The organism is Anaeroplasma bactoclasticum (assembly GCF_003550015.1).
Classification (GTDB): Bacteria; Bacillota_I; Bacilli_A; order Acholeplasmatales; family Anaeroplasmataceae; genus Anaeroplasma; species Anaeroplasma bactoclasticum.
In genome coordinates, this window is record NZ_QXEV01000026.1 from 1 (window position 1) to 23,387 (window position 23,387).

27 protein-coding genes and 1 tRNA gene are annotated in these 23,387 nt (G+C 30.9%); 24 read left to right on the top strand and 4 right to left on the bottom strand.

Translation table 11 applies throughout. The features are described 5' to 3' along the window. On the bottom strand, positions 1–271 hold a 271-nt coding region (locus EI71_RS08185; protein WP_211321085.1), incomplete at its 3' end, for a hypothetical protein. Positions 272–405: 134 nt separating this feature from the next. Here EI71_RS08185 and EI71_RS08190 point away from each other — a divergent pair. Together EI71_RS08190 and EI71_RS08195 are read left to right on the top strand one after the other, a co-directional pair. After that, positions 406–648, top strand: coding sequence for a hypothetical protein (locus EI71_RS08190; protein WP_119016761.1), 243 nt, complete (start codon positions 406–408; stop codon positions 646–648). A gap of 101 nt (positions 649–749) precedes the next feature. Continuing rightward, positions 750–1,370 carry a hypothetical protein gene (locus tag EI71_RS08195; protein ID WP_119016762.1) on the top strand — a complete coding sequence of 207 codons (621 nt, stop codon included), beginning with the start codon at positions 750–752 and terminating at the stop codon, positions 1,368–1,370. A 27-nt stretch (positions 1,371–1,397) separates the two neighbouring features. On the opposite strand, the gene EI71_RS08200 is transcribed toward EI71_RS08195, so the two are convergent. Continuing rightward, the gene (locus tag EI71_RS08200; RefSeq protein WP_119016763.1) at positions 1,398–2,396 is read right to left on the bottom strand and encodes a S66 family peptidase; all 999 of its coding nucleotides are present in this window, start codon (positions 2,394–2,396) and stop codon (positions 1,398–1,400) included. A gap of 580 nt (positions 2,397–2,976) precedes the next feature. Between EI71_RS08200 and ltrA the strand changes: the two genes are divergently transcribed. From ltrA to EI71_RS08280, 17 genes are all read left to right on the top strand, one after another. Next, complete coding sequence (gene ltrA / locus EI71_RS08205) at positions 2,977–3,966, top strand: group II intron reverse transcriptase/maturase (protein WP_211321086.1); 990 nt, start codon at positions 2,977–2,979, stop codon at positions 3,964–3,966. After that, positions 3,963–4,256: a group II intron maturase-specific domain-containing protein gene (locus EI71_RS10400; RefSeq protein ID WP_211321087.1), complete on the top strand. Its 294-nt coding sequence runs from the start codon at positions 3,963–3,965 to the stop codon at positions 4,254–4,256. Before ltrA ends, EI71_RS10400 begins: the two co-directional genes overlap by 4 nt. A gap of 116 nt (positions 4,257–4,372) precedes the next feature. Beyond that, positions 4,373–4,909 carry a hypothetical protein gene (locus EI71_RS08210; protein WP_119016764.1) on the top strand — a complete coding sequence of 179 codons (537 nt, stop codon included), beginning with the start codon at positions 4,373–4,375 and terminating at the stop codon, positions 4,907–4,909. Positions 4,910–4,911: 2 nt separating this feature from the next. Continuing rightward, the gene (locus tag EI71_RS08215) at positions 4,912–5,571 is read left to right on the top strand and encodes a hypothetical protein (protein WP_119016765.1); all 660 of its coding nucleotides are present in this window, start codon (positions 4,912–4,914) and stop codon (positions 5,569–5,571) included. Between the two features lie 65 nt (positions 5,572–5,636). Beyond that, positions 5,637–6,044 (top strand): lecithin retinol acyltransferase family protein, encoded by a 408-nt coding sequence (locus EI71_RS08220; RefSeq protein ID WP_162849893.1) that lies wholly within the window; start codon positions 5,637–5,639, stop codon positions 6,042–6,044. Positions 6,045–6,057: 13 nt separating this feature from the next. Next, the gene (locus EI71_RS08225; RefSeq protein WP_119016767.1) at positions 6,058–6,942 is read left to right on the top strand and encodes an ROK family protein; all 885 of its coding nucleotides are present in this window, start codon (positions 6,058–6,060) and stop codon (positions 6,940–6,942) included. A gap of 48 nt (positions 6,943–6,990) precedes the next feature. After that, positions 6,991–8,016 (top strand): threonine aldolase family protein, encoded by a 1,026-nt coding sequence (locus EI71_RS08230; RefSeq protein WP_162849894.1) that lies wholly within the window; start codon positions 6,991–6,993, stop codon positions 8,014–8,016. A 111-nt stretch (positions 8,017–8,127) separates the two neighbouring features. Further along, positions 8,128–8,598: an Lrp/AsnC family transcriptional regulator gene (locus EI71_RS08235; RefSeq protein WP_119016769.1), complete on the top strand. Its 471-nt coding sequence runs from the start codon at positions 8,128–8,130 to the stop codon at positions 8,596–8,598. A gap of 65 nt (positions 8,599–8,663) precedes the next feature. Further along, entirely contained in the window at positions 8,664–9,899 is a 1,236-nt protein-coding gene (locus EI71_RS08240) for an aminopeptidase P family protein (protein WP_119016770.1), read from the top strand. 4 nt (positions 9,900–9,903) lie between these two features. Continuing rightward, a complete protein-coding gene (locus tag EI71_RS08245; RefSeq protein WP_119016771.1) occupies positions 9,904–11,133 on the top strand; it encodes an aminopeptidase in 1,230 nt (409 codons plus the stop codon). Continuing rightward, a complete protein-coding gene (locus tag EI71_RS08250) occupies positions 11,133–11,561 on the top strand; it encodes a hypothetical protein (protein WP_119016772.1) in 429 nt (142 codons plus the stop codon). The genes EI71_RS08245 and EI71_RS08250 overlap by 1 nt, the downstream gene beginning before the upstream one ends. A gap of 117 nt (positions 11,562–11,678) precedes the next feature. Beyond that, positions 11,679–11,753, top strand: a tRNA-Gly gene (locus tag EI71_RS08255). 132 nt (positions 11,754–11,885) lie between these two features. After that, on the top strand, positions 11,886–12,692 hold the full coding sequence (locus EI71_RS08260; protein ID WP_119016773.1) for an energy-coupling factor transporter ATPase: 807 nt from the start codon (positions 11,886–11,888) through the stop codon (positions 12,690–12,692). Then, a complete protein-coding gene (locus EI71_RS08265) occupies positions 12,668–13,522 on the top strand; it encodes an energy-coupling factor transporter ATPase (protein WP_119016774.1) in 855 nt (284 codons plus the stop codon). The genes EI71_RS08260 and EI71_RS08265 overlap by 25 nt, the downstream gene beginning before the upstream one ends. Next, positions 13,522–14,532, top strand: a complete 1,011-nt coding sequence (locus EI71_RS08270) for an energy-coupling factor transporter transmembrane component T family protein (RefSeq protein WP_162849895.1) — start codon at positions 13,522–13,524, stop codon at positions 14,530–14,532. The genes EI71_RS08265 and EI71_RS08270 overlap by 1 nt, the downstream gene beginning before the upstream one ends. Beyond that, the gene (gene truA, locus EI71_RS08275) at positions 14,529–15,257 is read left to right on the top strand and encodes a tRNA pseudouridine(38-40) synthase TruA (RefSeq protein WP_162849896.1); all 729 of its coding nucleotides are present in this window, start codon (positions 14,529–14,531) and stop codon (positions 15,255–15,257) included. The genes EI71_RS08270 and truA overlap by 4 nt, the downstream gene beginning before the upstream one ends. A 102-nt stretch (positions 15,258–15,359) precedes the next feature. After that, positions 15,360–17,162 carry a carbohydrate-binding domain-containing protein gene (locus EI71_RS08280; RefSeq protein ID WP_162849897.1) on the top strand — a complete coding sequence of 601 codons (1,803 nt, stop codon included), beginning with the start codon at positions 15,360–15,362 and terminating at the stop codon, positions 17,160–17,162. A 54-nt stretch (positions 17,163–17,216) separates the two neighbouring features. On the opposite strand, the gene EI71_RS08285 is transcribed toward EI71_RS08280, so the two are convergent. Together EI71_RS08285 and EI71_RS08290 are read right to left on the bottom strand one after the other, a co-directional pair. Further along, entirely contained in the window at positions 17,217–17,921 is a 705-nt protein-coding gene (locus EI71_RS08285; protein ID WP_119016778.1) for a DUF4956 domain-containing protein, read from the bottom strand. Further along, the gene (locus tag EI71_RS08290; protein WP_119016779.1) at positions 17,921–18,637 is read right to left on the bottom strand and encodes a polyphosphate polymerase domain-containing protein; all 717 of its coding nucleotides are present in this window, start codon (positions 18,635–18,637) and stop codon (positions 17,921–17,923) included. Before EI71_RS08290 ends, EI71_RS08285 begins: the two co-directional genes overlap by 1 nt. 254 nt (positions 18,638–18,891) lie before the next feature. On the opposite strand from EI71_RS08290, the gene rplM reads away from it, so the two are divergent. From rplM to EI71_RS10045, 5 genes are all read left to right on the top strand, one after another. Further along, positions 18,892–19,329 (top strand): 50S ribosomal protein L13, encoded by a 438-nt coding sequence (gene rplM / locus EI71_RS08295; protein WP_119016780.1) that lies wholly within the window; start codon positions 18,892–18,894, stop codon positions 19,327–19,329. 15 nt (positions 19,330–19,344) lie between these two features. Then, positions 19,345–19,752, top strand: a complete 408-nt coding sequence (gene rpsI, locus EI71_RS08300) for a 30S ribosomal protein S9 (protein WP_119016781.1) — start codon at positions 19,345–19,347, stop codon at positions 19,750–19,752. Between the two features lie 242 nt (positions 19,753–19,994). Next, complete coding sequence (locus EI71_RS08305; RefSeq protein ID WP_119016782.1) at positions 19,995–21,080, top strand: tyrosine-type recombinase/integrase; 1,086 nt, start codon at positions 19,995–19,997, stop codon at positions 21,078–21,080. 158 nt (positions 21,081–21,238) lie between these two features. Continuing rightward, positions 21,239–22,936 (top strand): dGTP triphosphohydrolase, encoded by a 1,698-nt coding sequence (dgt, locus tag EI71_RS08310; RefSeq protein WP_119016783.1) that lies wholly within the window; start codon positions 21,239–21,241, stop codon positions 22,934–22,936. 221 nt (positions 22,937–23,157) lie between these two features. After that, on the top strand, positions 23,158–23,387 hold a 230-nt coding region (locus EI71_RS10045; RefSeq protein WP_147387565.1), incomplete at its 3' end, for a hypothetical protein.

Consider the following 23,387-nt stretch of genomic DNA (forward strand, 5'->3'; position numbering starts at 1 on the left):
CGACAAAGTAACCCCAGTTATCTTTGAAAACTTCCTGAATGGTAATATGATTATTTTCTTTTCTAGCGTAAGCAAGATTATTAAGTTTATTATATTCATTTTCATAAACATCCTGTCCAGCTTTAGCAGCATCTAAAAGAAGATGAGAAAGGTATCCTCTTTTAGCGTGAACATAATAAGGGTTAGATTTAATTTCTAAAGGTAAATAATCAGTTACGATAGAAGCCATAAAATCACCACTATCTATAATACAGGAAAAAAGCCAAAACAAAAAGAGGGCAACGCCCTCTTAGAAGAATGGCAGAAAGATTTCTAATCTTTTGACATTCTATTTTTTATTTGAATTAAGTATTATGTTGTGCTAAACTCTTTATCGATTTTTAAAAATAACAAGAGGAGAGTATTATGAAAAAAAGAGTTATTTTATTATGTGGTGGAATTATTAGTTTAGTTCTATATTTGTTTTGGGCTATTACTTTTATAGTGTGGTTTAGAGATTATCCTTCTAATCCAAATTATTTAATTCAATTCTTAATTATTACAGGAATCTTATTAATTCCTGGAATATTTGGTGTAATGGAAAATTTGAAAAAGCATATTTTGTTTTATCCTTCCTTGGATTTGGATATATCCTATCTCTTTCTATAAGGGAGATTTATGAAGGCTTCTTTTATAATACAAATACTTTCATACTTGCACTTTCCTGGTTTGGATTTTTCTGTGCCCATTTTTATTATGTATTATTCGCAATGGGAAATTGCAAAATTAATGGTAAAGTTAATCCAATCTTAATTTTATCTTATATAGGTTTATTTATTCTTGCGGGTTATTTTGAATCCTATGTATTGATTCTTTTTGTTCAAGAAATAGGTCAAATGATTACATATGGCTATTACACACCACACTGGATATATGTGCTTTTTTATATTATGTATCCAATAGTATTAGTTTCAACTATATTTGCTGTTTTGAAAAAACAAAAAGCGTTGTGGGCAACTATTTTATTCTTTGTTTCTTCCATTGTATTCTTTGGTATAGGTGTATATAGAGTGATTGGCTATGCTTCTTTTGATAATGTTTATATACTTCTAATTTCATGTTTAGCTATTATGTCTTCTATATTTGCGTTTGTCGCAAGACCATTAGTTTTAAATGAGCAAGTAACTTTAGAGGATAATTCTAATAAAGAAGTACATATAATGGCTGAAGTAAAATTAGATGAGCCTAAGTTCAAAGAAGAAAAAGTAGATGACTTTGATGAAGAAGAGGCACAAAAAAAATTAGCCAAGCTAAAGAAATTATATCAACAGGGATTAATTAGAGAAGAAGAATATAAGAAATATGTTGATGAAATAGTTTCAAAACTATAATGATAAAAGAGCGGATTTTTCCGCTCTTTAATCTTTATATGTAATAAATATATTCTTTTTATCTTTTTTATATTCTATAGTTGCTAGGGCACCTGTTCGGATTGGCATAGATGGAGGTAAGTGTCCTAAATCTACATTAAATAAAATAGGCTTACCAAATTCCTCCAGCATGGAAATATAGGAGTCCTCCATAGTTACATCAAAATTATGATTAAAATATTGTAAGGATCTACCAATGATAAACATATCTACATGCTCAAACCAAGAAGCATTCTTTAATTGAAATAATGCTCTTCTTAAGGATATAGAATTTAAATCACAGGCTTCCATAAAGAAGATGATTCCTTCTCCTCTATGTTTATTTATATATTCCTTTGTGTAATCAAATTGTGTACCACAAAGATTAATAAGGCAATCTAGGCATCCACCAATTAATCTTCCGGTTACTGGTTTAGTATAATTATATGGTTTAATAATTGTTCTTTTTCTTAAATTAAGCTTTTGTAATGGATTTTTATCATTGTTTTCTAATTGCCATTTCTTATAGCCTTTAAAATCTCTTTTACCATATAGCATATCCCAAGTATCTTTTGTGTCATATTCCATATTATAAAAGTGTGGGGCATTTGCTCCATAAATGGTTTCTATATTACAAATGGTAGTAATGGTATATGTAAGGTTTGTATTGTCTGAGAATCCCACAAACCATTTAGGGTTCTTTTTAATTTCTTCAAAATCAATATAGGGTAGAATTTCACACATTAATTCTCCGCCACCAACAGAAATAATGGCATCTGCATTACTTAAAAATGCATCATTAATTTCTTTTGCGCGAAGAATTGGAGTGTTAGAGGAAACAACACCTTCTGAAAGCCAAATGTTTTTGCCTTCAATAACATTTGCGCCTAAGGATTTAAATTTTTCTATAGATGCTTCAAGTCTTGTTTTATATGGCTCCGTCGTACATCCAAAGGATGGGGCTACTAAATATATTGTTGGATTTTCTTTTAAGAATTCAGGTTTCATATAAATTCTCCTTTATTTCATTTCTATTATGATACCACAATTTTACTTAAAAAGATTTATGAAAATGATAGACTATTATGATATAATGGGTTAGGTGGTGCGCTAGTTCGGTGCACATAATCTAGTGGGCGCAAATCCCATCTTGTAAAGTCTAGCCAACAGCAAGTACCGAGTCCTTGGAGCCGAAGTGGCAACATTAGGTTTAAGCGTAGGATAGGGAGCATACGAGCCGTAATGCGTAAGCGTGAAACTGTTAGCCTCGTTAGATATAATAAAATGAAAGCTGATACTCTCACCAAAGTAGCAAGCAGTAATAATAAATCGATATGGCAAGATTTAATAGGTTTCATCGGGGTTTCAAAGTGTGGCGAGTATGACATAGTGATTAGGTGCATGCCTAGGAGGTCCTATATAGGGAGATTCCAAAATCGGTAACAAAGCAATGCAATGTGAAGGAACGATAGTCTATATAGGAAGTCGGATATGTCCATAGTACCAACGAAGGTAGTAACGACACTGGAGGGAAGGGGCATACGTTAATTGGCTTCTATTTTCAAAGCATAGGAGGTACGTGAGACTAATGAAAACTATGGACCAAGCGAAGATAGAAATAAGAAGTCAGCAAAGTAAATTTGGGAAAGTGAATTCGTTAATGCAATACATCAACAAAGAAACGTTGAGAGTTGAGCACGTAAAGCAACCGAGAGGAAAGGCTTCCGGTGTAGACGGAGTTACTAAAGAGATGTATGAAGAGCATCTTGATGATAATCTTGACAAACTAATTCAAAGAATGAAGACATTTTCTTATAGACCATTGCCAGTCAGGAGAACTTACATACCTAAAGGCAATGGCAAGATGAGACCGTTAGGAATTCCAACGTACGAAGACAAAATAGTACAAGGAGCATTTAGGAAAATCCTAGATTTCGTATATGAACCTTTATTTTGTGATTTCTCATATGGCTTTAGAGAAGGAAAAGATTGTCATCAAGCAATATTAGAAATCAATCATCATATAATGTTTGATAAAGTAAACTACGTGGTAGACGCTGATATAAAAGGATTCTTTGATAATCTCGACCATGACTGGCTGATAAGATTTCTTGAGCACGACATAGCAGACAAGAATTTTATAAGATATATAAAGAGGTTTCTAATCGGTGGAGTTATGGAAGATGGTAAGAAACTAGAAAGCGATAAAGGAACACCACAAGGCGGACTTATATCACCAGTTCTAGCAAACACATATCTACACTACGTATTAGACACCTGGTTTATATGGTTAAAGAAGAATAACATAATTAAAGGCGAGTGTTACTTAGTAAGATATGCCGATGACTTTGTAGTATTGTTCCAATACGAAGACCAAGCAAAGAAATTCTACAGTATGTTAAAGGACAGGATGGCAAAGTTTGGACTTGAGCTAGAAGAAAACAAAAGTCGAATTCTTCCGATGGGGAGGTTCAAAGGCACGAAAGAAACCTTTGATTTTCTAGGATTTACACATATAAATGGTAAGACCAGGAACGGAAAGTATAAACTCATTCATCATACTAGCAAGAAGAAATGAAACAAAAGAAAGAAAATGTTAAGAAATGGCTTAAGGAAAATATGCATAGTAGTATTAAAGAGATAGTACCTAAGTTAAACATAAAACTGGAAGGACATTACAGATACTATGGTATATTTGACAATTTTAAGGCATTACAAAGTTTTACAAGATTTGTAGTTGAGGCTCTTTATAGAGCATTACGAAGAAGAGGACAAAGGGTAGGTTGGCTCACGAGAATAAAACTCCAACAAACCCTAAAGTCACTAAAATTTACTAGACCAAAATTATATCTACTTTATGGCTACTAACAATTAGCGAAGAGCCGTATGCCTTAATAGGGCACGTACGGTTCCGTGAGGGGCCGGTAGATAAATACACTTGAGGAAGGGTGTGAAAGTCGAGCCCGGTCTACTCGACATGCTTTATGAATAATTTTTTAAAGGTTATATGCTTATTCTTAGGTATTCCAGTTAAGGAAAAGGAAGAATTAAACCCTGGAGTTATTGGGTATTATGATTGTAAACCATATCATAATTTCCATTATGCTTTAATTTATGCTAAGGATATTGAAGTATATAACGATGAAAAAATTGAAATATATACAAGAATTCACAAAGGAACTACCTTTGTAAATGTATTAGTGAACGATGAAGAGAATTTTAAAGTAGAAGAATTTGATTATCCTCATTTAAGAAAGAAATTAATAGAGAATAATTTAGAGAATACAGATAAAAGTGTAGTATTTATTGCTTTTCAGCATAATAATGAAAAAACAATTAATTTCTGTAAGAAGCTTCCTGCATCTACGAAATATTCTTTTATTCAGGGAGCTGTATTTAATCCGAAATCTGTTCATATGGATTTTTATAAGCCTGTTCCAGAGTTTTATAAATTATATGATCATTTTTGTGAGGATTTATATTTTGATTTTGCGTTTATTGACCATGTAAAGGAATCTTAATTATGTTACTTAAAAATGTTAAAGCGAAATATTTATGGATAGCTTGTGGAATTGTATTTTTAATTACAATTGGAATGCTAATATTATTAATAACTGTTAAAGATATAAATACAACGGTTGTTACTGTATTTTTAGTTATTGGATTTGTATTAATGACATTCTTAATACAAGCAGCATCTTATAAAACATTTAAATTTAAACCTAAAAGTGAACCAGCGAATCCTAAGATATATACATCTAGCTTAGATTTATTAGAGGTTTTAAGAAAGAATAAGTATAAGGAAAGAAAAAGAAGCTATGGAATTAGCTTCTTAAAGATTCAAAAGCCTAATGCCTTTAAGGTTACATTAGTAACGGATGCAGATGCATATTTTAATCCTGATGATAGTGATAATACAGAAGGAGATAAGGAATTAGATAAATGCGATAGAATGATTGGATTTGAGATATTCTTAAATTATAAGGAAGAGGATATTATCAAGTTTAAGGATTATTCTATCCAGGGTCAAAATATCTATTATACTGCTTTCTATAAGATAGAAGATTCTTTAGAATATGTATGTGCAAATTATATTGAACCAGAAGAAAATCATAAGAGAAATTTTGACTTCTTATTAGAAGAATTAGGACTTGTTCCAAAGGAAGATTCAAAAGAGGATTAGTCCTCTTTTTTTCTTTTAATTTATGGCTATTTGTAATATAATAAACGAAGAAGGTGGTGTTAGCCTTGTGGGCTTTAGGTAAACCAGAATATGGGGACCATATTAGGGTATGTCGTGGTGCTTATTTTCACCATGGTATATACCAAGATGATGATTGTGTATATCAGTTTGGAATACCTGGTGAAGGTATTGAAACAGACCCTAAGAATGCGGTTGTTTGTACAATTTCTTTGAAGGATTTTTCTAAGGGAAGTCCTATAGAGGTTAGGGTATATACAAAAGAAGAAAAAGAAATAAAAAGATCGCCTTTAGAGATTATTCAATATGCGAAAGATCACTTAGGTGAAAAAGGATATAATTTAATTAGTAATAATTGTGAGCATTTTGCAAACCGATGTGTATTCGGTAAATCAGAAAGTGAACAAGTAGATAATATATTAAATACGATTCGTCAGATATTTCAAAGAGGATAGGGAGGAAAATAGAATGAGATTTGGTGTTGACGTTGGTGGAACTACAGTAAAGATTGGAGTTTGTGAGGATTACAAGGTTGTTGATACATTCGTTGTAAAAACTACAAAGGAAAATCTATTTAAGGATGTATGTGAAGGTGTAGTTAATTACGCTAAGGAGCATAATGGAACAATTGATTTTGTTGGCTTTGGTATTCCTGGTGTAGTTATTGATAATTTAATTGTAAATATGCCAAACATTGGATTAACTAATGTTAATTTAAATGATGTTGCAAAAAAGTATTTCCCAAATGCGAAGATTGCATCTACAAATGATGCAAATGCTGCTGCCTTAGGTGAGGCATTAGTTGGCGAGAAATCATCATCAAGCTATATGGTTACTCTAGGTACTGGTGTTGGTGGAGGATATATCATTGATGATAAGGTTATCGCAGGTCCTCATGCAGCAACAGGTGAAATTGGTCATATGTATATTGATTCTAAGCATGAATTCCAGTGTAACTGTGGATTAAAGGGATGCTTAGAGACTGTAGCTTCCGCAACTGGTATTGTTCGTCTTGCAAAAACTTATTATAATGATTACAAGACTAAGCTTTCAAAGGATACAATGTCAGCTAAGGATGTTATGGATGCTGCAAGAGAAGGAGATGCCTTAGGTCTTGCTGTATTAGATATGGTTGCAGAAGCATTAGGTAGAGCATTATCTATTATTGCAGTTACTTGTGATGTAGATGTATTCTATATCGGTGGTGGCGTTAGTGCTGCTGGTAAAGTATTGCTTGATGCAATTAAGAAGTATTATAATAAATATGCCTTCTATGCATTAAAGAATGTTAGAATTGAGCTTGCAAAGCTTGGTAATGCAGCAGGTATGATTAGTGCTGCTTATCTAGGATAAAAATATAGGGATGGGCAACCACCCCTTTTAAATTTTAGGAGGATTATTATGATTTATAGCTTTAGAAATGATTATTCATCGATTGCACACCCTAAGGTTTTAGAAAGACTTATGGAATGCAAGGATGAACAAAATATCGGCTATGGTGAGGATTACCATAGCGATAATGCTAAAAAATATATAAAAGAAAAGCTTGGTAAGGATTCTGATATTTACTTTTTAGTTGGTGGAACACAAGCCAATACGATAGTAATATCTTCTGTATTAAAGCCATATGAGGCTGTAATAGCTGTTGAAAGTGGACATATTAATGTTCATGAAACAGGAGCTGTAGAGGGCCAAGGACATAAGATTATTACTATAAAGGGAAAGAATGGTAAGATAGTATTAGATGAGGTAAAAAAAATATTAGATACTCATATGCCTACTCATATGGCCTTACCTAAAATGATTTATATTTCCTTATCTACAGAAATAGGAACTATTTATTCCTTAGAGGAATTAAAGGAAATATATGAATTCTGTAAATGCCATGAATTATATTTATTCTTAGATGGTGCAAGACTAGCATCAGGTATGGTGGCATCTAATATTACATATTCCGACTTAGCTAATTATACAGATGTATTTTATATTGGTGGAACTAAGAATGGTGGATATTTAGGTGAAGCAGTAGTATTTAATAATAAAGAAATATCTAAGAATTTTGATTATGCACAAAAGCACTATGGTGCACTCATGGCTAAAGGGTTTGTTTCAGCCATTCCATTTGAGGTATTAATGCAAGGAAATCTATATTTAGAAATTGGTAAAAAGGAAAATGAATGTGCAGCCTATTTACAAAATGGGCTAAAGGAATTAGGTTATAAGTTTTTAAGTGATTCTGTTACAAATCAAATCTTCCCAATTATTCCTAAGGACATGTTTCCTATTTTGGAAGAAAGATATGGTGTTGAGCTTTGGGAGGTATTAGATACGAAATATTATGCAATACGTTTTGTTACATCCTTTACAACTACTATAGAAAACTGCCAAGAAGTGCTTGATTTTTTGAAAGAATATCACTGTGATTGATTTTTATTTCATTTTTTATAAAAAAATCAAATTTTATTAGTCTTTATTTTGACATCCTTAATTTTTAATGATATAATGAGGGAAATCACTTTAAAGAGAGGTAATATAACTATGTCCCAGTGTATATTAGATGAGTATGACAAGAAGATAATTAAGTATTTACAGGAAGATTCTTCTATTTCCAATATAGATTTATCTAAGAAGATTGGACTTGCGCCATCATCTTGCTTATTACGTGTAAAGAACTTAAAGGAACAAAGAATTTTAAAACAGTTTACTGCTGTTGTTGATGAAAAAATGCTAGGATATGAAATCACATGCTTTGCTAAGATTTCTATGCATCCATTAAATAGAGAAACTTCTAATCAGTTTATTGAAGAAGCAAGAAAGATTCCTGAAATTGTAGAATGCTATACAATTACAGGTGATAGTGCATTTATGCTAAAGATAGTTGCAAAGAATTTCCAGTACTATCGTGATTTTATTTTTGATAAGCTTTTATCTGTACCTTATGTTTCAAATATTGAGACATCTATTGTTGTTGCTACAGAAAAAAAGACTAACTTTATTCCATTAGATTAATGAATAAGCCCTTAGGGGCTTTTTGTTTCGAAATATAATTTTTAACAAAGAAGGGAGTAGATTATATGTTAAAAGAATGTTTTAAGGACCATAGATTAAAGCTATTAAGACAGATGGAAGATAATTCTATTTTATTAGCTTTTTCAAGAAGAAAGGAAGAATCCTTAACAAATGAAAGATATAATGTAAATCGTAATTATTTTTATCTTTCTGGAGTATTAGAGTTTGATAATATTGTTTTATTATTCAAACGAAATGGAAAAGAAAATGAGATTATTTATATTAATCCATATGATGAATTTAAAGCGAAATGGGTTGGTGCACCTTTTTCTAAGGAAAAGGTAGAAGAGCTATCTAGTATAAAGGAAGTTAGATATTTAGCTGACTTTAAGTGGGATTTAGATTCCTTGCTTGAAAAATGTAATACCATTTATTTAGATTTTGAACCAAATGAAATCAATGATTTAATAACTCCAACAGAAAAGCTAGCACAAGATATTAAAACAAAAAGACCTTGGGTTAATGTTAAAAATGCAAGACCATTATTTGCGAATGCTAGAATGATTAAGCATGAAGAAGAAATTGAAGAAATGAAAAAGGCTATTCATATTACAAGATTAGGTATTGAAAATATCTTAGTAAATATGAAAGAATCCTATGAATATCAGCTAGAAAGCTATTTTGATCAGGCAATTAAATTTAATGGTGCAACTGGCTACGCGTTTGCTACTATTGCAGCATCAGGTAAGAATGCTACATGCTTACATTATTCCGATAATGATTCTATAGCTCATGATGGAGATTTAATTTTATTTGATTTAGGATCAAGTGTAAATATGTATTGCTCGGATATTTCTCGTACCTTCCCAGTAAATGGTAAGTTTACTGAAAGACAAAAGGAAATATATAATATTGTACTTGAAGCTCAAAAGAAAGTATTTGAGGCTGCAAAGCCTGGTGTAACTATTAGAGATTTACAGCAGGTTGTTGTTAAGCATTATGAAAAAGAATTACAAAGAATTGGATTAATTAAGGATCCTAAGGAAGTATCTAAATATTATTATCATGGAGTATCTCATCATATTGGCCTTGATTGTCATGACCTATCTGATCATTTTGCTCCACTTAAGGCTGGTGAGGTTATTTCTAATGAACCAGGCTTATATATTGAAGAAGAGGGCATTGGTATTCGTATTGAGGATGATATGATGATTACTGAGGATGGTTCCTTATGCTTATCACAAGAAATTTTAAAGACTGTAGAAGATATTGAAGCTTTTATGGCAAAGAATAAGAGGTAAAAAAATGAATAAAACAATTTTAAAGAATTATGCAAAATTAATCGCAAGAGTAGGTGTAAATGTACAAAAGGGACAGGATGTTAATATTGCTGCAGGTGTTAGCGATGAATATTTTGTTAAATATGTCATTGAAGAATGTTATAAAGCTGGGGCTAGAAAGGTTGTTGTAGATTGGATTAGTGATATTGAAACTAAGCTAGGCTACAAGTATCAGAAGGTAGAATCCTTATCTGAATTCCCAGTATGGAAGGAAGAAAAATTAAAATATCAGGTAGAAAAGCTTCCTGCAAGAATTTTTATTGATTCTGCTGACCCAGATGCAATGGCTGGAGTAGATCAAGAAAAGATGACTGCAGTAAGAAGAATCCTAGGTCCTAAGACTATGCCATACCGTGAAGCTATGGAAAATAAATATCAGTGGACAATTGTTGGTATTCCATCTGAAGCATGGGCTAAAAAAATTTTCCCTAATGAAACGAAGTCAAACGCGATGAAAAAGCTTTGGGATGCTATATTAAAAACTACAAGAATTTATGGTAATCCAATTGAGAATTGGAAGGAACATAACAAAAACTTACGTGATAAATATACAAAGCTTAATGATTTAAAGATTAAGACTTTATATTATACTGCATCTAATGGAACTAATTTTAATGTATCTATTAAGGATTGTATGGTATGGAATGGTGGAGATGAAACTACATTATCTGGTGTAATTTTCCAGCCAAATATGCCAACAGAGGAATGCTTTACATCTCCAGATAAAACAACTGCAAATGGTGTTGTTTATGCTTCAAAGCCTTTATCTGTAATGGGTAAGGTTGTAGATAATTTTGGCTTCCGCTTTGAAAATGGAAAGATTGTTGAGGTATTAGCTCAAAATAGCGAGCATAAGGAATTACTTGAAAAGCTAATTAGCCTAGATGAGGGCGCAAGACAGCTAGGTGAGGTTGCACTTGTTCCTTTTGATTCTCCAATCAATCAAACAGGCTTATTATTCTATAATACATTATATGATGAGAATGCTTGCTGCCATTTAGCTATTGGTAGAGCATTTAATGATTGTATCCGTGATTTTGATAAGAAGAGCGAAGAAGAGATTAAGGCTGTTGATTTAAATATCTCTATGATTCATGTAGATTTCATGATTGGAACAAGAGATTTACATATTGAAGCTGATACATATGATGGAAACCATGTAGTTATTTTTGATAATGGTACTTGGGCTATCTAATGGAAGAAATTAAAAGAATTATATTTTCTGGCTTTTCTTCTACATTCTCTTCCTTCTATAGTGATTCATTCATTATTGATAGAGATGGAACATTATCCTATACAGGCATAGTAGATGGTAATAATTATTCTTGGGAAGCTAAAACGAAATCCGAAGGATTCCAATTATTATTCTCTAGTTTAGTTATTGAGCTATATCAACAAAATATGGAACAAATCGTTAAAGATTCTACATTAGATGGATATAAAATAGAAATAGTAACTATAGAGGATAGTCATTTCATTTATACCTTCTATGGCTTAATGGAAGAAAATAATCATTCGAATATAAGAAATTTACTATCTGAGTTTATTCCAATATATGAAGAATTACCATTATATATGGAATCTAAAGAAGAAAATCAAGAAGAAGTATATTTAGAATCTTAAGGGGATGTAGATCCCCTTTTTCTATTTTTATTGTTAAGAAGAAAAAAATAAAAAAAACATAAAATAATTGTTGACAAGGAATAATTATTTGATATAATTGAAATGCACGTTGAAAATGCCGCAGTAGTACAACGGTTAGTACATCTGATTGCCATTCAGATGATGACGGTTCGATTCCGTTCTGTGGCTCCAATAAAAATACTCAAGGAGCAGAAATGCTCCTTTTTGTTTTTTCTTAAGTAATGGAAATGCTTTATAGGTATTTTTCTTTTACATTATATCTATTTTGTGTTATCATTTGTCTAGATTAGTGAGGGATATTGTATGATAGAAGTTAAAGACTTGAAATTTTCATATAATACACAAGATCGCGCAGTAAAAGGCGTGTCTTTTTCTGTTTTAGATCATGAATGGTTATCCATTATTGGTCATAACGGAAGTGGAAAATCCACTATCGCTAAGCTATTGACAGGACTAATCCAGCCTCAAGCAGGTACGATATCCTATGATGGAGTTGTATTAGATGAATCTACTATAGATATGGTAAGAAAAAGAGTTGGTATAGTATTCCAAAATCCAGATAACCAATTTGTTGGATATAATGTGCTATATGATATCGCATTTGGTTTAGAGAATCATTTAGTTCCAAGAGAAGAAATGAGGGCTTTAATTGATGAATATACAAAGAAGGTAGATATGAATGAATATCTATCTAGAGAGCCTCAAACCCTATCTGGTGGCCAAAAACAAAGAGTAGCTATTGCAGGTATTTTGGCAATGAATTGCGATATCATCATACTAGATGAAGCAACCTCTATGTTAGATCCTCAAGGTACAGAAGAAATTATAGCTTTAATCGAAGAATTACATAAGAAATACAATAAGACCGTAATTACTATTACACATGATTTAAATTTAGCGGAGAAATCCGATAGAATCATAGTAATGAAAAATGGATTTATCATAAAAGAAGGTAAGCCAAGTGAAATATTTATGGAAAGAGATATTTTATTATCCTCTAACCTAGATATGCCTTTTTCCCTTAAGGCGGCTTATGAAGCCTCTAAGACTGAAATAAATGATAATAAGGAGCTAATGGATGCATTATGGGAATATCATTCAAAGATGTAACTCATTTGTATCCTGGAGTTAAAAGAAAAGAATTCACCCTAGCATTAGAGGATATCAATTTAGATATTAATGAGAAGGATGAATTCATAGCTATCGTAGGTAAGACAGGAAGTGGTAAATCAACACTAATTCAGCATATGAATGCGTTGATGTTACCAACTAAGGGAACAGTTCAAATCTTCGATAATTTAATTACTCCAAAGAAAAGAAAAAATCCAAAATTAAAGAATGTAAGAAAAAGAGTTGGGTTTGTATTCCAATTCCCTGAATATCAATTATTTGAGGAAACTGTATTTAAAGATATTATGTTTGCCCCACTTAATTTTGGTATGAAGAAGGATGAGGCAGAAAGAAGAACCAAAGAAATAGCTAAAGAGCTTAAAATAGAAAATCTATTAAAGAAGTCTCCATTTAATTTATCTGGCGGACAAATGAGAAAGGTTGCTATTGCAGGTATCTTATCTTATGACCCTGATATCTTACTTTTAGATGAGCCTACAAGAGGCTTAGACCCTAAGGGGCAAGTAGAAATTATGGAATTATTCCATCAAATCCATAAGGAAACTAGAAAAACAATTGTTTTAATTACTCATGATATGGATTTAGTATATCAATATGCAACAAGAGTTGTTGTATTAAATGATACTAAGATTACTTATGATGGAGATAAGGTTGAATTATTTAAATCTGGTTTATATAAAGATAATAATTTAGTTAAGCCTGAGGTATTAAAGCTTATTGATTATTTAAATGAAAAAATGCATTATAATCTAGATTATAATACCTTCACCTTAGAGGATTTAATCTCTAAGCTAAAGGAGGTGGCATAATGGACAATATTGCATTTGGTCAGTATTACCCTGGTAAATCCTGGATTTATAAGCTAGATCCTAGATTTAAGATTATTGCTACTATTGTATTCATTGTAATTATCTTTTTAGTTCCAATTACAAATATGAATGGATTATATATGATGCTTGGACTTTTAGGACTATTTATTATAGCCTTCTTAACTACAGGTATTCCATTCATTAAGGTATTAAATGGACTAAAGCCAGTCTTATTCCTTTTGATGTTTACTGTTGTATTACAGCTAATATATACAACAGGAGAAGCAGAAACCTTATTATATACTATACCAATGTCTATTGGATTATATCCGTCTTTGATAATTATTGGTTTATTAACACTATATATCGTATTTAAAAGATATTTACCATTTAAGACACTTATCTTATTTGTAATATTATTTATATGCTTCTTAGTTTTATGGGATAATCCATTTGAAAAATTCAATTGGAATTTTAGCTTACAGTGGGCATCTTGGGATTTTAAGATTTATCAGGCAGGAGTATCACGTGCATCAATTATATTCTTAAGAATCGTATTAATGCTTGGTGTTACATCCCTTTTAACATTATCTACAATGTCTACAGACATTAATAATGGAATTGAAGCTGTATTATCTCCACTTAAAATATTTAAAATTCCTGTTGGAATATTCTCTATGTTAATTTCTTTAACATTAAGATTCATTCCAACACTAATGATTGAAGCAAAGAAAATAATGAATGCTCAAGCCAGCCGAGGTGTAGATTTTAGTGAAGGAAGCCTAAAGGATAAAGCAAATCAAATTATTGCATTATTAATTCCTATGTTTGTTATTTCTTTTAAAAGAGCTGAAGATTTATCGAATGCTATGGAAGCAAGAGGATATATAGTTGGAGCTAAAAGAACTAAAATAGATGAGCTTAAGCTTAGATGGAGAGATTACTTAGGAATAGTAATTTTATGCTTATTACTTGCAGGAGTCATTGTAGGAAGGATATATTTAGGATGAGATATAAATGTATAGTTTCTTATGATGGCAAGGCTTATTTTGGTTTTCAAATTCAAGAGGAATTACCAACAATAGAGCTTGAGATTCAAAAGGCTTTAAAAAAAGCCTTCAATCAAGATATTAAAATTTATGGTTCTGGTAGAACCGATAAGGGAGTTCACGCCATTGGGCAGGTATTCCATTTTGATATGGAACAGGAAATTCCTATAGAAGGCGTAAAAAGGGGCTTAAATTCTTTTTTACCCAAGGATATCTATATCAAATCAGTTTCTTTAGTAAACGATGATTTTCACGCAAGATTTAGTGCTAAAGAAAAAGAATATAGATATTATATTAATACAAAAGAATATAATCCCCTAACCATTGATTATATGCCATTTTATGATTATTTAGATATTTCATTAATGGAAGAGGCAATTCATTTATTTGAAGGTACTCATGATTTTAAAGGGTTTGCCTCTGCATCTATTGATGAAAGAAAGGATACAGTAAAAACAATCTTTGAAACTAAGGTTAATATTTTAGAGGATAAGGTTGAATTTATATTTAGAGGTACTGCATTCTTAAAATATCAAGTAAGAAGAATGATGGGATTATTAATTGATATTGGAAGAGGATATTACAAAAAAGAAAAAATACTAGAGGTATTAGATAAAAAAGACCCTAGTATTTCCCATAGAGTTGCTGAACCTAGCGGATTATATTTATACAAGGTTACATATTAAATTATGTGACCTTTTTTATTTTTTTACAAAATTTCCCTATATTTGCAAAACAATTCTGACATAATTCATTTTTATAATTATTGCAAAGAAGAAGGTGGTTCTATGAAGAAAAAATGTATTGGAATCGTTGGGGGAATAATACTCTTAGGAGAAGTATTATTACTAGCTAGCTGTGGAGTTAATTCAAAAGAGGGTATAAAAGAGGATGTTAATACTACTACAGCAACCCAAGAAAGTATATCTATATCAACTCCATCCACATCTGTACCAGAGGTAGATTTAAATGTTAATGATGGAGAATTCTCTATTTTAACAGAGGATGGAGCATATATGAAAAATGATAATGTTTATACCATTTATCAGGGTGGAACATATAATCTAGTAGGTGTACTTAATGGAAAAATAGAGGTTTGTGTAACGAGCGCTAATGCTAGTGGTATTTATGATGTCACATTAGAATTAAATGGGGTAACTATTACTTATGATAAGGATTCTCCAATTTATATTTTGGAATCTACGGATACAGAGATTTCCTATGATGTTGAAATCTCTGCACAAAATGGTACCCAAAATATAATTAATGATTTAAGAGAAAAAAAGAGTGAAGAAGAAAACTTAGGTGAAGCTGCAATTTATTCTGAAGTAGATCTTAAATTAAAGGGGAAGGGAGAACTTTATGTATATGGTAATTATAATAATGGAATCCATACCAAAGATGATTTAAAAATAAAGAATTTAACTTTAGTTGTAAATGCATTAAATAATGCAATTAAGGGGAATGATTCTGTTACAATTGAATCAGGCTCTCATACATTTATATCTACTGGAGGAGATGGAATTAAAACAAGTAATTCTTCACTTTCTAGTAAAGAAAATCAAAAGGGAATGGTTACTCTAACTGGTGGAGATATTCAAATATTTGCATGCTGTGATGGAATAGATTCTGCATTTGATGTGGTTATTTCAGATAGTGTAAATCTATCTATTTATACAGATACATATTCTTCCTATACAGAAGAGGTATTTGACTTGAGTGAGAGTACAACCCTTACGAGTCTAAGCTTTCCAGGAGGACATGGAGGAGGACCTGGTGGAGGCCAAGGTGGTCCTGGCGGATCTGAGGGTAATACAGATAAGAGTAGTCATTCTGCGAAAGGTATTAAAGCAAGCAATGAAATAAATATTTCTGGTGGAAATATCTATATTAAAGCTTATGATGACGGAATACATGCAAATAATGATACTTTAATTGAATCCACGAATGCTTACGGAAATGGTATAGTAAACATAAGTGGAGGAGAAGTTATAATTGAAGCATCCGATGATGGAATTCATGCGGATACTACAATTAATATTACAGATAATGCATATATTAATGTAAAAAAGTCTTATGAGGGAATAGAAGCTAATCAAATTGTATTTGATGGTGGTACTACTTATGTTTATTCAACAAATGATGCAGTAAATGCTGCACTATGTGGAAGTACATTAACTCCTGCACTATATATTAAAAATGGTTATGTTGATTTAGACTGTGCATCAGGAGATACAGATACTATTGATTCGAATGGTAATGTATATATTAGTGGTGGAGTAACTGTAATTAAAAATAGACAGCAAGGTACCTCTTCTATGACTGGTGGCACACTAGATGTAGATTATACAGTATCTATTACAGGAGGAGTACTAATGTCCTTTGGTACATGGTGTAGTGAGGCAAATGTCACCGCTACTAAATCATCCTCAAGTACTTTATCTAGTGGAACATATACATTAAAGGATTCTAGTGGTAATGAAATCATTACAACTACACTTAGCGCGTCCTATTATGGATATCGCTTGTTTAATAAAACAAATGATTCTTATACCCTATATAAGGATTCATCTATAGTTGTATCCTTCTAAAAGCTCCTTTTGGAGCTTTTTTCTATTAAAAAAGAAGTCAATTTTTTGACTTCTTTAATCATTTTCATATCTTCTAACACTTAGCTGAACGGTTAGATTTCCATTTCTTTCTCTTATTTCATCTAATAATTCTTTTTGTTTAGATAAATCACTAATTAAGATATTATAGGTTAATTCAAACATAGTGCCAAAATCTGTGGATTTAATTCTTCTTAATTCCCAAGATTTTGTATATTTATTTAATGTGTCATCAAACAGCTTATCAAAATTTAGGGATTCTGGAACAATAACCTTTAATGTCATTTCCTTTGGAGATGGAAGGCTTAAGTTTGTTACAGCAACTAATATAATGATAATAGCAATTATTACTGCAACAATAGAAGCATACATTACATATCCAAATCCACATAAGAATCCTAATATGATAGAAGAGCTAATAAATATTAAATCTGTTGCATCCTTTTGTGTAGAACGGAATCTTGTAATACATAAAATACCTGCAAAGCTAAATCCTAATGTTGTTCTAGCAGTAGATGATTCAATACCAATTATTCTTGAAATCATTACTATTGCAGTTACACCGATTGGCATTAGGATTAAGGATAATGGTAAATCTGTGGAATACCCTTTTTTCTTTCTAAAGAATTTATATAAGAATACTAATCCAAAGCCAAAGATTACCGATAGCCCTAAGCATACGGCTATAACCCATGGCTCTAAAGTAGATGATGTTACTATTGAATCTAATATTGAATTCATTATGAATTTTCCTCCAATTTTAATATTTTATATTCTCTACCATATTTAGAAAATGATGTAGGATATATTTTTAAATCTGATAAGGCTCTCGCAAACCAAAGTGGATAGTTTTGACTTGATTTTACTTCCATTAGGTAATATCCTTCTGGAAGTATCATTTCATCACATTCCTTGATATCAAAATCTAAGTCATGCCTTCTTGCGTATATTTGATCATCAAATGTTAAGCGAAAGCTTGAATCATCCTTGTCAAAATATGCAATTCTTACATAAGTAATAAAGACTGCTGGCTTTAGAATATAGGTTTTTAATAAATATTGCAACTCTTTATTTACTTGTATATCTAAAAATTTTTCTCTACTTGGTACAATACCTTCCAGCAAGAAGGCATCTAATTCACTTTTGGTAAGTGTAACCCTTCTTTTATATACTATTTTTTCTGATTTTCTTTTGATTTCAAGGAAGTATTCATCCCTTCCATCTCCATATGTACCATATTTTCTAACTCTTAGCTTTTCTTTAAATGGCGGTTTATTTACAGACATATGAATTAAATCATTATTTTCAGTATCATAATATATATTTCTTATTAAATAATGTTTATTCTTTTTACAAAAGGAATCTAATTCCATGTGATCTTTGATTCTTTCTTCTAAAGCTTCCTTTTGTTCTATGGTAAGAATATATTTTTTTTCATACCTTTTGAAAGTATTCATAAGATCACCTCACTTTTTAATAATTATATATTTTAAACTAATTTTAGTTATGTATAGATAATGTAAAATTATGGTAATAATACATCTACTTTTAAAATTATAACATTAAAATTTTGAGATATAAATATTAAAAATATTTTTTTCTTGACTATATGAAACCTTTAATGTAAAATATTGAATGGTACATTTTTAAGCAATTAAAATCTCCAAGTGCCCTAAATTATATTAAAAAATAATCTAGGAGGAAACTTAACATGAACAAGACATTCATGGCAAACAATCAAACAGTAGAACACAATTGGTATGTTGTTGATGCAAATGGCTTAACATTAGGTCGTTTAGCAACAGCAGTTGCTTCTTTATTAAGAGGCAAGCACAAGGTTACTTACACTCCTCATGTAAACTGTGGAGACAATGTCATCATTATTAATGCTGACAAGATTAAATTAACTGGTAACAAGTGGGAAGATAAGTTATATCGTTATCATTCCGAATATTCTGGAGGTCTTAGAACATTAACTGCTAAGGAAGTTATGGCTAAGTATCCTACAAGAATGGTTGAGGAAGCAGTTTTCGGTATGTTACCTCACACAAAGTTAGGCGACCAGATGAGAAAGCAGTTATATGTTTATGCATCTGCAGAACATCCACATGCAGCTCAGAAGCCAGTAGAATTTAAGGTAGAGGCTTAATAGGAGGATATTGGAATGGCAAAGAAGACATTAGTTCAGTATTTAGGTACAGGCCGTCGTAAGGCATCTGTTGCTAGAGTTTACATGCGTCCTGCAAAGGGCGAAGGCAAGATCGTTATCAATGGTCGTGCTTTTGAGGATTACATCACATCTGCAGCTATCCGTTTAGATGTTGAGCAGCCACTTGAATTAACTGAGAACATGGGCAAGTTCGATGTTTTAGTTAATGTATTTGGCGGTGGTATTACTGGTCAGGCAGGAGCTATCCGTTTAGGTATTACTCGTGCATTAATGGAAGTTAACCCAGAATACCGTGCAGTATTAAAGCCAGCTGGATTAGTAACTCGTGACCCTCGTGCTAAGGAACGTAAGAAGTACGGTCTAAAGAAGGCTCGTAAGTCTAGTCAGTTCTCTAAGCGTTAATTGTTTGATTATTATAATTGCAAAGAAAAAGATAAAAAGGCTACGCGTATTCTCGAACGTGTGGCTTTTTTTTGGCTTTGTTAAGCCATTTTTCAAGGTTTGTTGGTAAATTTGTTACTTTAATTTGTTTTTGATAAAAGAATGTAATTCCTATGCATTTTTTATATCGTAACTAACAAATAACTAACAAATTATGCTACTTGTTATTACTATAAAAAATTAGGTAACAAGGAGATAAAATTATGAGAAAAATGAAATTACCACAAGGAGTAGGACAAGTCTACAAACTAAAAGGAACAAGAAGAAATCCATACATAGTTAGAAAGACTATAGGATTTGAAGAAGTAAATGGAAAGAAAAAACAAATTATAAAAACCATCGGATATGCTAAAACTTACCAAGATGGATTTAACATGTTAATGTCTTATAATAGTGATTTAGTAAAGAATCCTAATGAGACTAAAGTAGTTGTTACACCTGAATGCAAATATAAATTTAAAGATATATTTGATAAGTGGAGTAAAGACTTTTTTCCTACAACATCAAAATCCACTATGAATGGTTATAATGCCGCTTTTAAAGGTTTTGTAGGAATTCATAATAAATTATTCGCCACACTTAAAACAAGAGATTATGAGCGAATTATAGCTGATAGTGGAAAGAACTATTCAACTATCCGTAAAATGAAATTCTTGCTTAATATGCTATATAAATTTGCTTTAAAAAATGAATATGTGGATAAGAATTATGCAGAATTAGTAGATATATCTAAATATTCAAATAAAAATCCTAATAAAAGAGATAGAGAGAAGTTTTCCAAAGAAGATATTAATAAAATATGGGCAATGCCTGAATCTGACAGCAAGACCATTACATTAATGCTTTTATATACAGGTACAAGAGTATCTGAACTTCTTGATTTAAAGAAGAAGGATGTAAATCTTAAAGAAAGATATTTTAATGTTGTTGAAAGTAAAACAGCAGCGGGTATTAGAGTGGTACCTATTTGTAAAAAGATTTATCCTTATTTTGAAAGCTGGATGAATAGAAATGATAATGAATTATTATTTGAAAATAAGAATCATGATCCATTATTGTATAGATTCTTTAGAGATAATTATTATGAGGAAATAAATGAATTATTAGGCACTAATCATTTAATTCATGATACAAGACACACATTTATTAGTATGTGCACAGAAAAGAGCATGAATGAAACTGTATTAAAGAAGATAGTAGGACATGCTAATGCACAGTCACTAACCGAAAGGGTATATACTCATTTTGACGCATCGTTTTTGGTAGAAGCTGTAGATGTACTTGATTAGTACTTAGGTAGTGTTTAATGACTACTTAATTCTATATCGTAACTAACAAATTAAGAATTAAAATAACAAAGTAATAAAACACCCGAATAGGGTGTTTTATCTAATGTAAATATATGATATAATCGTTTTGTATTTTGTCGATTTGTTGGAGGATATTTATGAGCAGTTTGACTGATAATGAGAGCAATAAAAGAAAACCTATTTTTTATGCCTTTTCTAAAGTTTATTTGGATGATTTTAGTCATTGTAGTATTGTGGATGATGATTTGAATCCGGAGGCAAAAGGTGCTATTAAATCAATCTTTAGAATGGCGGATAATAATTGGGAAGATGCAATTGAGTATTTTTTAAACAAATATAAAAAAATTACTGAATGCTTAAAATTTGCTGAACAGAAAAGTAATGGAATATATATTAAACAGTTTGTTGATTATATTGAAAAAGGAAACTATAATGATGCTTGTAAAATTGGGCAAGAATGTTTAGATGAATTTTGTTTAATGTATCAAAGCGATAAATTGCAAAAGTATATTTCGTATTTTAATTCTGACTATAATAGAATAGTTCAGTCAAGTTCATTTAGAAGATTGCAAGACAAAACTCAGTTATTTGTTAGGGAAGAATTGGATTTTTCTAGAAGAAGATTAACCCATTCTTTAGAGGTTTCTAATTTAGCAGGAATAATAGCCTCCAATTTGTCAATAAAATTTCAAAGGAAAAATGATGACCCTGTTTGGCTGGCAATGACATCTGGTGTTTTGCATGATATAGGAAATCCACCATTCGGACATTATGGTGAAACTGTCATCAAAGATTTTTTTAAAGATAAAAAAGAAGAACTAAATCTTCCTAATGTTTATTATGATGATATAAAAAATTTTGATGGTAATGCTCAATCTCTGAGAATTGCAACAAAATTAATGCAATTCTATGATAAAAATGGAGCTTCGCTTTCGGCTGGTTCGCTTGGTTCAATTATAAAGTATCCATTTGATTCAACTAAAGCCACCACTAAAGGCAAAATGGGATATTTTATAACTGAACGAGAAATAATCAAAGACTTAGAAATGTTAAGAGTATATAAAAGTGATATAAGAAATCCTTTTGCTTCAATATTAGAGATTGCTGATGACTTAGCGTACCTTGTGTCAGATTTGGAGGATGCCGTTCATAAAGGAATAGTTACTTTTGAGTCATTTGATAACTTTAAAAGAACTAAAGATAGTGTTTCAAAAGAATTTTATAAAGAATTAGAGAAGAAGTTTAAAGCAAATCAGAAAAAATCAAAACAGTTATCTAGACAAGAAATATTTGAAAATACAATTAGACCAGTTATATATCAATTAAGGAATAATATAATTAAAAGTATACCTGATGCCATAGATGAAAATGGAGAAAATTGTTTTGACCAAATAATATATAATGGCACGCATTATAAGTATGAGGTTTTACAAAAAACTAAATATAGTACTGTGATAGAACTAATTGATGATATTAAGACAAAATATGTTTTAAATAGTGAGATAGTAACTATTAATGAGATTAATGGTGATAAAGTAATATCATTTTTAATGAGGGAATTTTATGAAGCTCTTTTAACAGCAACAATTGATAAAAAGAAAAAAACTATAGTTAATGAAAAAGGTGTGGAAAAAGCGGATTATAAAAATAAAATTCTTTCTCTAATATCCAAAAACTTTGTAAATGTTTTGTTTAATGAATTAGGCGATAAACCTCGTGATATTAAACCGAAGGAATATAAAACTTATTTAAAAATGCGTTTATTAATAGATTTTATTAGTGGAATGACTGATACGTATGCACGAAATCTATATTTAAAAATTAATAGTTTATAAACAAAAAAATGTTCCGGCTACCTCACCGGAACTTCGATTACTTATATTATATAGTTTTTTTCCTAAAAGTAAATAGTTTTTAATAATTTTTTATTAAATTTTATTCCTAATTTGCACAGAGTTGGTAAATTAGAGATCAAGTGATATAATAGAACCAGTTTATAGAAAGGAAAATCACATGAATTTCTGAGAGCTGGTTAATATGTGATACTTGGCGGTTGATGATTAGCCAGCTCCCAGAAGTTCCATCACTCGCCGCCATGAAAACTAAATATAAAGATAATCACTGGGGAACCTCTGTAAAAAGATTACCTTGGGATAGTAAAACGAATAAGACTCCTCTTGAGGAGCTTATTTCTTTTACTATGGATGAAAGATATAATGCAAAGCATAGATCTCAAATTCCCGAAGAGATTAGTCTTATTAATTCCATAGTACCTCTTAGATGTCA